Source organism: Pseudomonas sp. BAV 4579, from assembly GCF_009765395.1.
GTDB classification, from domain to species: domain Bacteria; phylum Pseudomonadota; class Gammaproteobacteria; order Pseudomonadales; family Pseudomonadaceae; genus Chryseomonas; species Chryseomonas aestiva.
The window spans coordinates 13766-27093 of sequence record NZ_WHOV01000041.1; the positions used below are offsets into that span (position 1 = coordinate 13766).

Below are 13328 nucleotides of genomic sequence, written 5' to 3' on the forward strand. Positions count from 1 at the left end.
TTTTAGCCATAATTTTGACGTCAAGCACCTGCCCCAGATCCCTTACCTTTTCGGAATCTGCCATGGTCCGTTCGCTGGATATTGCCAATCTGTTCCGCTCATTCGGCGGTGATCCCCAGCGTTACCATGAGTTCGAAGCAGCCGAGCCGGCGCTGCACGAAGCGACCCCGCCGGCCGCGTCGCAGCCACAGCCACAGCCACAGCCACAGATTGTGCCGAGCGCCCAGGCCGAAGCGGTCATCACGGTGGCCGAGGCGGCCAGCCAGGCGGAACCGGGCGCCCTGCCTCCGCTGTCGCGGGAGCTGGCGCAGCTGCATAGCAGCCGCCAGGCCAGTCAGGCGGTCGTCGCCCTGGATCAGGCGCTGAGTCGCACGCTGCCGCCGTTGGCCAATCCGGTCCTGGCGTTGATGTCGGGGCGCGGCGGCACGGGCAAGACGGTGATCGCCGCGGGACTGGCCCAGACCCTGAGCCGCAGCGGTCAACCGGTGCTGCTGGTGGAGCTGGATAGCCAGAACGTGCTGTTTTCGCTGTTGCTGCAGGAAGCTTCGTCTACCACCGGCTCGATCAGGACGCCGCTCTCCGTCTGCCTGGCGGTGGACGACCACCTGCGCCTGGTGCCCTTCGGCGCTGCCGACGAGCTGGATCTGCAGGCCCTGGAACAGGCCCTGGCCACCGACACCCAATGGCTGACCCGACGCCTGCAGGCGCTGGACGTCCCGGCCGATACCCTGGTGATCCTCGATTGCCCCACCGGCTCGACGCCCCTGAGTCGGCAGGCCATGGCCCTGGCCACCCGTGTCCTGGGGATAACGACCGCGGATGCGACCGGCTACGCCAGTCTGCCGCGCCTCGAACGTCAGTGGCAGCGCTGCAGCGGTCAGGTCACTCCGCTGCACCTGCTCAACCGGGTCGATCCCGCCCGGCCCCTGAGCCAGGATATCGCCGCCATCGTGGCGCACTCCTGGGGCGAACGCCTGCTGGGTGTTCTGCCGGAGAGCCCCGACCTGGAGCAGGCCCTGGCGCTGGGCCGGGGTCTGGCCAGCGTCCAGGACGCCTGGGCGCGCGGCCTGGCCGAGCTGGGCGAGGAATTGCTGGGCGATCGCCGCTCGCCCGTGCTGCACGCCGCGCGCGCCTAGCCATGAGCGTTCTCGACCGCCTGGAACAGGTTCGCCAGCGCCGCGCGGCGCGCGCTGCCGAGGCAACGCCCACCCCGCCAGCGGCGCCGCTCTGGCTGCAGCTGCTGGCCTGGACAGCCGCCGCGCTGCTGGGCGTCCTGCTGGTGAGCGTGCCCCTGGCACTGGAAGAGCAGGCGCTGTTCGCCATCGGCTGCTTCGGCGCGGCCCTGCTGCTGCGCCGGCTGCCCGGGCGGCTGCCGGTGATCGCGCTGGTCCTCTTGTCGCTGCTGGCGTCGCTGCGCTATCTCTATTGGCGCCTGACCAGCACCCTGGGCTTCGAGACGCCGCTGGAGATGGTGCTCGGCTACGGGCTGGTGGCCGCCGAACTCTATGCCCTGGCGGTGCTGGTGTTCGGCTATCTGCAGACCATCTGGCCGCTGCGCCGCACCCCGGTCCCGCTACCGGCCGATCCGGCCGCCTGGCCCACCGTGGACGTCTTCATCCCCACCTACAACGAAGCCCTGAGCATCGTGAAGCTGTCGATCCTGGCGGCCCAGGCCATCGACTGGCCACGCGACAAGCTGCGGGTGCACGTGCTCGACGACGGCCGGCGTGAGGACTTCCGCCACTTCTGCGCGACCGCCGGCGTCTCCTACCTGGTGCGCGAGAACAACGAGCATGCCAAGGCCGGCAATCTCAATGCGGCGTTGAAGGTCACCGACGGCGAGTACATCGCCATCTTCGATGCCGACCACGTACCGACGCGCTCCTTCCTGCAGGTCTGCCTGGGCTGGTTCATCAAGGACCCGCAGCTGGCCATGCTGCAGACCCCGCACTTCTTCTTTTCCACCGATCCCTTCGAGAAGAACCTCAAGACCTTTCGCACCGTGCCCAACGAGGGCGAGCTGTTCTACGGCCTGGTGCAGGATGGCAACGACCTGTGGAACGCCACCTTCTTCTGCGGCTCCTGCGCGGTGATCCGGCGCACCATGCTGGAAGAGGTCGGCGGCGTGGCCACCGAGACGGTGACCGAGGACGCCCACACCGCGCTCAAGCTCAATCGGCTCGGCTACAACACCGCCTACCTGGGCATTCCCCAGGCCGCCGGTCTGGCCACCGAGAGCCTGTCGCGCCATATCGCCCAGCGCATCCGCTGGGCCCGCGGCATGGCGCAGATCTTTCGCATGGACAATCCACTGCTGGGCAGGGGTCTCGCCCTCGGCCAGCGGCTCTGCTACCTCAACGCCATGCTGCACTTCTTCTATGGCCTGCCGCGGCTGGTGTTCCTTACCGCACCGCTGGCCTATCTGCTGTTCAGTGCGCAGATCTTTCACGCCTCGGCGCTGCTGATCACCTGCTACGTGCTGCCCCATGTGCTGCACTCGAACCTGACCAACTCGCGTATCCAGGGCGAATTCCGCCACTCCTTCTGGAACGAGGTCTACGAGACCGTGCTGGCCTGGTACATCCTCAGGCCCACGCTGCTGGCGCTGATCAACCCGCGGCTGGGCAAGTTCAACGTCACCGACAAGGGCGGCATCATCGCCAGCGACTACTTCGACTGGGAGCTGGCGCGCCCCTACATCGTGCTGCTGGCGCTCAATCTGCTCGGCCTGGGCGTGGGCATCGGCCGGCTGTTCTTCGGCGATCCCGCGGCGGTGACCACGGTCGCCATCAACCTGGTCTGGACCCTCTACAACCTGGTGATCGCCAGTGCCGCGGTGGCCGTGGCGAGCGAGACGCGCCAGGTGCGCGCCGAACCCCGGGTGGCCGCCACGCTGCCGGCCGGACTGGTCCTCGCCGATGGCAGCCGCCTGGAGTGCAGCACCCTGGACTTCTCCCAGAGCGGCATCGGCCTGAAGTTGCCCGCGGGCCTGCACCTGCCCGAGGGCAGCGCGGTGGAGGTGGAACTCAGCCGCAACGGTCGCAGCCGTCGCTTCCCGGCCACCGTGGCCTTCAGCCGCGCCGGCGCGGTAGGCACCCGCTTCGCCGAACTCAGCGTCACCGAGCAGCGCGAGCTGGTGCGCATGACCTTTTCCCGCGCCGATCTCTGGGCCGAGGCCTGGGGCAATCACCGCCCGGATTCCCTGCTGGGCTCGCTGCGCGAGGTCAGTCTGATCGGCCTGCGCGGTATCGCCGATCTCAATCGCAATGTCTGGCGCCTGAGCCGACCCTCCCGGCGCACGGCGCCCTCCTCTTCCGCCTCCCTGGACCGCCCATGACCGTGTCGCTTCGTCTCGCTCCGCTCCTGCTCGCCACCCTGGCAACCGCGCCCGCCATCGCCCTGGCCCAGAGCGCCCCCCCCGGTGGCCGTGGCCCTGGCCGGCAGCGGCTACGACAACAGCTTCAAGCAGCTCGGTGCGGTCTATCCCTTCAACCTGCGCGGCATCGACAGCCGCGACGGGGTCGGCTTCGACATCCGCGCCGACGAGATCGTCAGCGCGGCCAAGGTGACGCTGAACTACACCTATTCCCCGGCGCTGCTGCCGGAGTTGTCCCAGCTCAATGTGCTGGTCAAAGACGAGGTCGCCGCCAGCATTCCGCTGCCCAAGGAAGGCGCCGGTACGCCCCAGACCCGGATGGTGGACATCCCGCCGCGACTGATCACCGAATTCAACCGCCTGAGCATCCAGCTGATCGGCCACTACACCATGCAGTGCGAAGACCCGCTGCATTCCAGCCTCTGGGCCAAGGTGAGCAATGGCAGCCGCCTGGACATCCAGGTCAGCCGTCTGGACCTGGCACCGGACCTGGCGCGCCTGCCGCAGCCCTTTTTCGATCGCCGCGATGCCCGGCAGCTGGAGCTGCCCTTCGTCATCGCCGGTGCGGCCGACAACGGCACCCTGGAGGCCGCCGGCACCCTGACCTCCTGGTTCGGCGCCCTCGCGAGCTATCGCGGCGCCCGCTTCCCCAGCAGCCAGAGCGCCCTGCCGGCCAAGGGCAATGCGGTGGTGCTGGTCACCAGCGAGGAGCGCGCCAAGACCCTGGGCCTGAGTCTGCCGGCACCGGCGGCGGCCCGGGTCGACATCCTGGTCAACCCCTTCGATCCCCAGGGCCAGCTGCTGGTGATCTCCGGGCGTGATGCCAACGAACTCAAGCGCGCCGCGAGCGCCGTGGCGCTGGGTCACCAGACCCTGTCCGGCCAGGGCATGACCATCGACACCCTGCAGGCGCTGCAACCGCGCAAGCCCTACGATGCGCCCAACTGGCTGCCCAGCGACCGGCCGGTGCGTCTGGGCGAGCTGGCGACGCCCAAGGAACTCGGCGTCTCCGGTTACGCTCCGGGGACGGTGACCGTGCCGCTGCGACTGCCCCCGGACCTGTTCCTCTGGCGCAACCAGGGTTGCCCCTGCACCTCAGATACCGCTATACCCCGCAGCCGGTGGCGACCAATTCCTCGCTGCTGGTGAGCTTCAACGACCGCTTCGTGCAGTCCATCCCCCTGCCGTCCCAGGAGCACCTGGACCAGGGGCTGCAGGGTCTGATCAAGGACGAGGAGTTGCCCCGCGAGGCCGAGGTGCGGTTGCCGCTGGAGGGCGAGGCGCTGCAGGCCCGCCTGCAGTTCCGCTTCATGTACGACTACCTCAAGCAGGGTGAATGCCGCGACGTCATCATCGACAACATGCGCGGCACCCTGGAACCGGACTCGACCCTGGACCTGTCCGGCTATCGGCACTTCATCGCCCTGCCCAACCTGGGCGTGTTCAAGGACAGCGGCTTTCCCTTCACCCGCCTGGCGGATCTGAGCGAAACCGCGGTGATCCTGCCCGATGCGCCCAGCGCGGCGGAAATCGACAGCTACCTGAACGTGCTCGGCCGCTTCGGCAGTTCCACCGGCTATCCCGCCGCCGCGGTGACGGTGGCCCGCGCTGGCGAGGTCGAGGGCCTGGCCGACAAGGACCTGCTGCTGATCGCCAGCGGCGCCGACCAGCCGCTGCTGCAACGCTGGGCCGCCCAGTTGCCGGCCGGCTTCGCCGGCAACGGCCAGCGCTTCGAGGTTTCCGACCTGGCGTTCAAGGTGCGCCAGTGGTTCAGCAGTGACAACGAGATCAGTCTGGAGCGCAGCCGCGCGGCGCTGAGCGCCAGTGGTGGTGCCGGTGGCGCCTTCGTGGCCGGCTTCGAGTCACCGCTGAAGAGCGGTCGCAGCGTGGTGGCCCTGGTCGCCGCCCGCCCGGAGGGCCTGGCCGACATCAGCCGCGCCCTCACCACCCGGGAAGATTATGCCCAGGGGTTGCAGGGCAGCCTGGCCATGGTGCGAGGCCAGCAGGTGGAGAGCCTGGTAGCCGACGAGACCTATCACGTCGGCAGCCTGGGGCCGCTGCTCTATGTCCGCTGGCAACTGGCGCGTCATCCCCTGTTGATGCTGGGCCTGAGCGCCCTGGGCGTGGCCCTGCTGGCCAGTCTGCTGTATGCGGCGCTGCGCGCCCGTGCCCGTCAGCGGCTGGAGCGCTAGACCATGATCCGTACGCCGCTGCTGGCTACCCTGCTGACCGGTCTGCTGCTGCCACCGCTGGCCCTGGCGGCCGGCACGCCCGAAGCGCTGCTCATCGAGCAAGGCCACTTCTGGCAGGCGCGCAAGAATGCGCCCCGCGCCCAGGAAACCTGGAACAAGCTGCTCGAACTCGATGCGCAGCAGCCCGAGGCGCTGTACGGCCTGGGGCTGATCGAGGTGCAGGCTGACCGGCTGCCCGCGGCCCAGGCCTATCTGCGGCGCTTGCAAGCCCTCAAACCCGCGCCCCAGCAGGCCTTGCAACTGGAGCAGGACATCGCCCTGGCCAGTGGCGACAATCCCCAGCGCCTGGCGGATGCCCGCCAGCTTGTCAGCGAAGAAAAGCCGGTGCAGGCGCTGGCGCTCTATCGCCAGCTGTTCGGCGGTCGGCTGCCCCAGGGCGATCTGGCGCGGGAGTATTACGACATCCTCGCCTACACCCCCAATGGCTGGCAGGAAGCCGGCCCGGGCATCGAGCGCCTGCGCAAGCCGCAACCCAGCGATCCGGCGCTGATGCTGATCCAGGCCAAGCACCTGGCGCGCTTTCCGGCCAGTCGCAGCCGTGGCATCCAGGCCCTGGCGGAGCTGAGCACGCGCAAGGACATCGGTGGCGAAGCCGCCGAATACTGGCGCCAGGCGCTGGTCTGGAGCGGTCCGCCCGATCCGGCCGAGGCACCGCTGTTCGAGGCCTACCTGCGTCAGCATCCGGATGACGCCGAGTTGCGCGCCCAGCTGGAAAAGGGCCGTGCCCTGAGTCGAAGCGGCGGCCTTGATCCGCAACTGGCGCGCGGCATCGAGGCCTTGCGGCGCAATGAACTGGGCGCGGCCGAAAGCGCCTTCCAGGCCCGCCTCAAGACGGCCCCCAACGATGCCAACGCCCTGGGCGGACTGGGTATCGTTCGCCAGCGCCAGGAGCGCTTCAGCGACGCCGAGGACCTCTTGGGCCGCGCCAGCCGTCAACCGGGCGGCGCGCGCTGGCAGGCGCCGCTGGCCGAGGTGCGCTACTGGGCGCTGCTCGCCCAGGCCCGCCAGGCCCAGCAGGCCCAGCAGGCCAACGACTTCACTACCGCTCGCGCCCGGGTGGAGCAGGCGCTGCGGCTGGACGCCAAGCGTCCGGAAGCACCGCTGGCCCTGGCCGGGCTGCAGGCCCAGACCGGGCAGCTGGACGCCGCCGAGGCCGCTTATCGGCGGATCCTGCAGCAGGATCCGCGCAATCTGGAAGCCCGCCGTGGCCTGATCTACCTGCTGGCCGAGAGCGAGCGTCCGGCCGAGGCCCTGCGCCTGCTCGACACCCTGACCCCGGCCGAACGCGCCAAGCTCGGCAACCTGGATCGACTCAAGGCCACCCAGGCCCTGCAGGAAGCCAAGCTGGCCGAAGGCCGTGGCGATCTCCAGGGCGCCCGTCGCGCCCTGGAAGACGCCCGGCGCGCCGATCCGGACGATGTCTGGACGCTGCTCGCCCTGGCGCGCCTGCAGCTGCGCCAGGGCCAGGCCCAGGCGGCACGGCAGACCCTGGACAGCGGCCTGGCCAAGGACCCGCAACGCCCCGAGGCGCTCTATGTCCGCGCCCTGTTCGCCCTGGAGCAGCAGGATCCCGCGGCGGCGCGCGAGTTGCTCGGGCGCATCCCGCCGGCCCAGCGCACGCCGGCCATGAACGCCCTGGCCACCGATCTCGACTTTGATGCCAGGGTAGGCGCCGCCCGCGACCTGGCCCGCCGCGGCCAGCAGCAGGCCGCGCGGCGCCAGTTGGCGGCCCTGGAGCCACAGGCCGGCGAGCGCGCCGCCGCCCTGGGTGGCCTGGCGGCGGCCTATGCCGAGGCCGGTGACCCGGAACACGGGCTGCGCCTGCTGCGCGATGTCCTGGCCCGCGAACGCACGCCCGATCCCGCCCTGCGCCTGCAATACGGCGAGGTACTGCTGCGCAGTGGCGCCGACGACGAGGTCAACGCCCTGCTGCACGACCTCCAGGGTCAGCGCCTGAGCGCCACGCAGCGCCAGGGCTATGAGGACCTGCTCTATCGCTACCGGGTGCGCCAGGCCGACCAGCTGCGCGAGCGCGGCGATCTGGTCACCGCCTACGACACCCTGGCGCCGGCCCTGGCCCAGCGCCCGGACGATGACCTGGCCAATGCCGCCCTGGCGCGGCTGTACCTGGCCAATGGCGAGGCCGACAAGGCGCTGCGCCTCTATGACCCCCTGCTGCGTCGCGCCCCCGACAATCCCCGCTTGCAACTGGGTGCGGCCGATGCCGCCGTGCGCGCCCGGGACAACGCCTATGCCGAGCGCGCCCTCGCACGCGCCGTCACCCTGGCCGCCGACGACGTGGCGGTGCTGACCGAGGCTGCGCGTCTCTATCGCGCCCTGGGCCGTGACGGCCGGGCCACCGAACTGCTGCGCCAGGTGGTGGCGGTGGAGCGCCGCGACGCCGAGACCGCGCGGCCCCTGGCCAGCGCACCGGCCAATCCCTTCGGCCCGCGCCGCGGCAGCGCCACCCTGGCCAGCCAGGCCATTCCGCCGACCGCCGACCACTTGCTGGCGGCGGCCAAGGCCGCGCCCCTGGCGGACGCGCCCGCCGCCCCGCCGGACAGCGCTGCCGAGCGCGCCCTCGACGACCTGCTGCAGACCCGCAGTGCGCGCCTCACCCAGGGCCTCACCGTGCGCAGCAACGACAACGAGCGCGGCCTGGGCAAGCTCACCGACGTGGAGGCGCCGCTGGAGATCGACTTCCCGCTGGGCGACGTGCGCCTGGCCGTGCGGGTGACCCCGGTCAGCCTGACTGCCGGCAGTGTCGGCAGCGCTGCCCGCAGTCGCTTCGGTGGCGGTCCGGCCGCCACCCAGGCCGCGCCGGACGCCTCGCCGGGCAGCCAGAGCGACAGCGGCGTGGGCCTCGCGGTGGCCTACAGCGATCCCCAGCTCGGCCTCAAGGCCGATGCCGGCACCACGCCCCTGGGCTTTCTCTATTCGACGCCAGTGGGTGGGGTAAGCCTGGACCGGCCGCTGACCGACCACAGCCGCTATACCCTCTCGGCCTCGCGCCGCGTGGTGATCGACAGCCTGACCTCCTTTGCCGGCAGCGAAGACACCCGTACCGGTCAGCAATGGGGCGGCGTGACCGCGAACGGCGTGCGCGGCCAGCTCGGTTATGACGACAGCCAGTTCGGCGCCTATGCCTATGCTTCCTGGTACCGGCTGCTGGGCAACCAGGTCGCCGACAACAGCCGCACCGAATTGGGCACCGGGCTGTACCGCTATCTGATCAACAGCGAAGACAGCCGCCTGACCCTGGGCCTGTCCCTCACCGGCATCGCCTACGACAACAACCAGGCCTTCTTCACCTACGGCCATGGCGGCTACTTCAGTCCGCAGCGCTTCTATGCCCTGGGCGTGCCCCTGACCTGGTCGCAGCGCACCGACCGCTGGACCTGGCAGCTGCGCGGCGCAGTGGGCGTGCAGCGCATCGTGCAGGACGGCGCCGACTTCTACCCGACCGACGCCCGGTTGCAGGCCGCGGCGAGCCAGGCGCTCGGCGCCCCGGCGGTCTATGGCGGGCAGAACAAGACCAGCCTCGGCTACAGCCTCCATGGCGCCACCGAGTACCAGCTCGGGCGCCAGCTGTTCGTCGGCGGCAACCTCGGCGTCGACAACGGCCGCGATTTCCAACAGCTCAATGGCGGCGTCTATCTGCGCTATGCGCTGGAACCCCAGGACCGTGCACTCGCCCTGCCGGTCAGTCCCTATCGTTCCCCCTACGACAACTGAGTCACGGAGCTCCCATGGCAGCCAGCCTCCTCACCGGCCTTACCATTCTCATGATCGGCGACAGCCACCTGGCCACGCCCGACTACCTGATCGGCACCCTGCAGGACAGCCTGGTGCAACAGGGCGCCAAGGTGCACACCCTGGGTATCTGCGGCACCAACGCCGGCGACTGGCTCAAGGTCACCCCCGGCACCTGCGGCGGCGCCGAGCGGCGCAACGGCGACAAGGCCGTGGTGCTTGGCGGCAAGGCCGCCACCCAGCCGATCAGTGAACTCATCGCCACCGACAAGCCCGACCTGGTGCTGATCGTCATGGGCGACACCATGGCCAGCTACACCAATCCGAGCTTTCCCAAGACCTGGGTCTGGCAGCAGACCACCAGCCTGACCAAGGCCATCGGCGCCACCAAGACCCACTGCGCCTGGGTCGGCCCGACCTGGGGCACCGAGGGCGGCAAGTACGGCAAGACCTTCGAGCGGGTCAAGCTGATGTCCGGCTTCCTCGCCAGCAACGTCGCGCCCTGCAGCTACATCGACTCGCTGAGCTTCGCCAAGCCCGGCCAGTGGGCCACCATCGACGGCCAGCACCTGACCGGTCCGGGCTACAAGTCCTGGAGTTCGGCCATCGTCGACGCCCTGAACAAGCTGCCCGCCGACAAGCTCAAGGGAGCCGCCCAGTGAAGGCCCTGCTGCTGCTCGGCCTGCTGGTGGGCGGGATCGCCCAGGCCGAGGTGTCCCTCTACCCCACCGGCCCCAGCGAAGACTCGGCCTTCCTCCGCTTCGTCAACGCCGGCAGCCAGCCCCTGGCGCTGCAGGCCTCCGGCTCCGCCGCGCGGCTGCAGCTGGAGGCCGGCAAGCCGGTCTCCGACTACCTGACCGTGCCGGCGACCAAGGCCATCCAGGGCGAACTGGTCCAGGGCGCGGCCAAGGCACCGCTTGATCTGACCGTGGCCGCCGGTGAATTCGCCACCCTGGTGGTCCTGCCCGGCACACCGCTGGTGCAGCGCCTGGTGCGCGAGCAACCCGACGACTTCAACGCCCTCAAGGCCTCGCTGGCCTTCTACAGCCTGGATCCGCAGTGCACGACCCCGGGTCTGCAGGCGGCCGGGCGCAATGCCGAGATCTTCAAGGACGTCGCCGATGGCACCCTGCAGCGGCGCAGCCTCAACGCCGTGGCGCTCAAGGTGCAGCTGACCTGCGCCGGCCAGGCCACCGGCGCGGCGCTGGACCTGGGCGAACTCAAGGCCGGCGAGCGCTATAGCGTGCTGCTGCTGCCGGGCGCCAGCGGTCCGCGGCTGCTCGCCACCCAGGACGCTATCGCCCACTAAGGACAGCCGCTCGATGGTCTTCGCCTCGCTGGAATTCCTCACCCTCTTCCTGCCGCTGTTCCTGCTGGTCTACGCCCTGGCGCGGCCCGGCGGGCGCAACGGGGTGCTGCTGGTGGGCAGCTGGCTGTTCTATGGCTGGCTGAGTCCGCTGTTCCTGCTGCTGCACATGGCCCTGGCCTTGCTGGCCTGGGTCGGCGGGCTGCTGGTGGATCGAGCGCGCGAAGGCTCGCGAGCAAGGCTGCGGCTGCTCGCCGGGCTGATCGTGATCAACCTGGCGGTGCTCTGCTGGTACAAGTACGCCAACATCGTCGCCGCCACCTGGAGCCAGGTGCTGGTGAGTGCCGGGGCCCTGCCGCTGGACTGGCAGAAGGTGGCCTTGCCGGCCGGGCTGTCCTTCATCGTGCTGCAGGCGATCTCCTACCTGGTGGATGTCCATCGTCACGTGGTGCCGGTGGAGCGCAGCTTCGTCAACTACGCCACCTACATCTCCATGTTCGGCCATTCCATCGCCGGGCCGATCATCCGCTACGACTGGGTGCGCCGCGAACTCAACCAGCGCTGGTTCAATCGCGAGAATTTCGCCCTCGGCGCGCGCCGGTTCATGATCGGCATGTGCATGAAGGTGCTGGTGGCCGACACCCTGTCGCCGTTGGTGGACGTGGCCTTCCACCTTGACCAGCCGTCCTTCGCTGACGCCTGGATCGGCTGCCTGGCCTATTCGCTGCAACTGTTCTTCGACTTCGCCGGCTACAGCGCCATGGCCATCGGCCTGGGCCTGATGCTGGGTTTCCACTTCCCGGAAAACTTCAGCCGGCCCTATCTCGCCCGCAGCATCCAGGACTTCTGGCGGCGCTGGCACCTGTCGCTGTCCAGCTGGCTGCGCGACTACCTCTACATCTCCCTGGGCGGCAATCGCGGCGGTCGCTGGCGCACCTATCGCAACCTCTTCCTGACCATGGCCATCGCCGGTCTCTGGCACGGCGGCGACAGCTGGAACTACCTGCTCTGGGGCATGCTGCACGGCCTGGCGCTGTGCCTGGACCGGCTCTGGGACGAACTCGGCGGCCGCCCGCTGCCGCGACCCCTGGCCCACGGCCTGACCCTGCTGTTCGTGGCCCTGGCCTGGACGCTGTTCCGTGCGCCGGACTTCGCCACGGCGCTGTCCCTGTACGCCGGCCAGTTCGGTCTGCACGGCTTCGCCCTGGGCGTTGCCCTGGCCGTGCCCCTGAGACCCGCGCACGGCCTGGCCGCCGCCCTGGGCGTGGCCTGCGTCCTGGCCCCGCTGTGGCAGGCGCGCATCGAGGCGCGTCTGCCCGGTAGCGCCCTGCTGCGCGGTGTCGGTGCCCTTTGGCCGGTAGCCGGCTTCCTGCTCTGCTTCGCGCTGATCGCCAGCCGCGAAGCCGTGCCCTTCCTCTACTTCCAGTTCTGAGGCCGCCGTCATGAGCGCTCCCGCCCTGCCGCCCTCACCCGCACCCCAGCCGCCCAGCGCCAGCAGCGTACGCCTGGCCCCGCTCGCCGGGGTGGTCTTCGCCCTGTTCCTGGTGATCGGCCTGCTGTCCTGCGCCTGGGCACTGCTGACCGGTCGCCTCTCGCTCTGGCCGGAACGGGTGGATCGCCACGCCCTGCTCGAAGGCGAGCTCACCCACCACATCGCCAAGGAGCTGGCCAAGGCGCCGCTGCCGGAAGCGGCCGCCCGCCTGGAGCGCGGCGCCAGCTGGCTGCTGCTGCTGGGCGACAGCGGACCGCGGGTGCGCCAGGGTTGCCCCGGCTGGCTGTTTCTCGCCGAAGAACTCGAGGTCCCGCGCCACGCCGGCGCCAATGCCCGCGCCCGCGCCCGCGCCCAGACGGTGATCGAGCTGCGCCGGCAACTGGCCGCCCGGCACATCCAGCTGCTGGTCGCCGTGGTGCCGGACAAGAGTCGCATCGCCGCCGACCGGTTGTGCGGACTGCGACGCCCCGCTGCCTTTGCCAACCGGGTCGCCGACTGGATGCGGATGCTGAGTGCCGCGCGCGTGCCGGTGCTCGACCTGACCACGGCACTCACGCCCCTGGGCAGCGCCGCCTTCCTGCGCACCGATACCCACTGGAACGAGGCCGGTGCCGAGGCCGCGGCTCGCGCCCTGGCGCTGCGCATCCAGGCGCTGCCCTTCCAGGCCAGCCCGGCACGGACATTCGCTCGCACGCTGCTGGCGCCGGCACCGCGACCCGGAGACCTGGTGCGCCTGGCCGGCCTGGGCTGGCTGCCGCCACGCCTGCAACCCGCCCCCGAGGTGCTGCGCCTGACCCAGGTCGACAGCCGCGCCGCGGCCGAGCCCAGCGATGACCTGTTCGGCGATGGCGACCTGCCCAACGTCGCGGTAATCGGCACTTCCTTCTCGCGCAATTCCAATTTCCTGCCGTTCCTGGAGCAGGCCCTGGGCGCCAGCGTCGGGCGCTTCGCCAAGGATGGCGGGCATTTCGCCGGCGCGGCGCGCGACTACTTCGCCAGTCCCGCCTTCCGACAAACCCCGCCACAGTTATTGGTCTGGGAAATTCCCGAGCGCGATTTACAATCCCCCGGCCCCGAGGCGTTGCGTCTCGATCCGCGTCCTTGAGGCAACCAAGGCTTTCTCCATGGGTCTGAGGACGCAACCCCCAG

At 70.1% G+C, this 13328-nt stretch carries 7 protein-coding genes and 1 pseudogene; all 8 read left to right on the forward strand.

Features of this window, described 5'->3' with window-relative positions; translation table 11 throughout:
• The first annotated feature begins 62 nt into the window (after nucleotides 1-62).
• The 8 genes and pseudogenes from GSQ95_RS10480 (at nucleotide 63) to GSQ95_RS10515 (ending at nucleotide 13284) form a co-directional block, all read left to right on the forward strand.
• Nucleotides 63-1136, forward strand: a complete 1074-nt coding sequence (locus tag GSQ95_RS10480; protein ID WP_158894441.1) for a cellulose synthase operon protein YhjQ/BcsQ — start codon at nucleotides 63-65, stop codon at nucleotides 1134-1136.
• Between the two features lie 2 nt (nucleotides 1137-1138).
• The gene (gene bcsA, locus GSQ95_RS10485) at nucleotides 1139-3337 is read left to right on the forward strand and encodes a UDP-forming cellulose synthase catalytic subunit (RefSeq protein ID WP_158894438.1); all 2199 of its coding nucleotides are present in this window, start codon (nucleotides 1139-1141) and stop codon (nucleotides 3335-3337) included.
• Between the two features lie 90 nt (nucleotides 3338-3427).
• A pseudogene (gene bcsB / locus GSQ95_RS10490) lies at nucleotides 3428-5568 on the forward strand (cellulose biosynthesis cyclic di-GMP-binding regulatory protein BcsB).
• Between the two features lie 3 nt (nucleotides 5569-5571).
• Nucleotides 5572-9363 (forward strand): cellulose biosynthesis protein BcsC, encoded by a 3792-nt coding sequence (locus GSQ95_RS10495; protein ID WP_158973794.1) that lies wholly within the window; start codon nucleotides 5572-5574, stop codon nucleotides 9361-9363.
• A gap of 14 nt (nucleotides 9364-9377) precedes the next feature.
• Nucleotides 9378-10043: an SGNH/GDSL hydrolase family protein gene (locus GSQ95_RS10500; RefSeq protein WP_158893380.1), complete on the forward strand. Its 666-nt coding sequence runs from the start codon at nucleotides 9378-9380 to the stop codon at nucleotides 10041-10043.
• The gene (locus GSQ95_RS10505; RefSeq protein ID WP_158893382.1) at nucleotides 10040-10690 is read left to right on the forward strand and encodes an alginate O-acetyltransferase AlgF; all 651 of its coding nucleotides are present in this window, start codon (nucleotides 10040-10042) and stop codon (nucleotides 10688-10690) included. Before GSQ95_RS10500 ends, GSQ95_RS10505 begins: the two co-directional genes overlap by 4 nt.
• Nucleotides 10691-10703: 13 nt before the next feature.
• Nucleotides 10704-12119, forward strand: a complete 1416-nt coding sequence (locus GSQ95_RS10510) for an MBOAT family protein (protein ID WP_158893384.1) — start codon at nucleotides 10704-10706, stop codon at nucleotides 12117-12119.
• A gap of 10 nt (nucleotides 12120-12129) precedes the next feature.
• Nucleotides 12130-13284: a cell division protein FtsQ gene (locus GSQ95_RS10515; protein WP_158893386.1), complete on the forward strand. Its 1155-nt coding sequence runs from the start codon at nucleotides 12130-12132 to the stop codon at nucleotides 13282-13284.
• The last annotated feature ends 44 nt before the right edge of the window (nucleotides 13285-13328 follow it).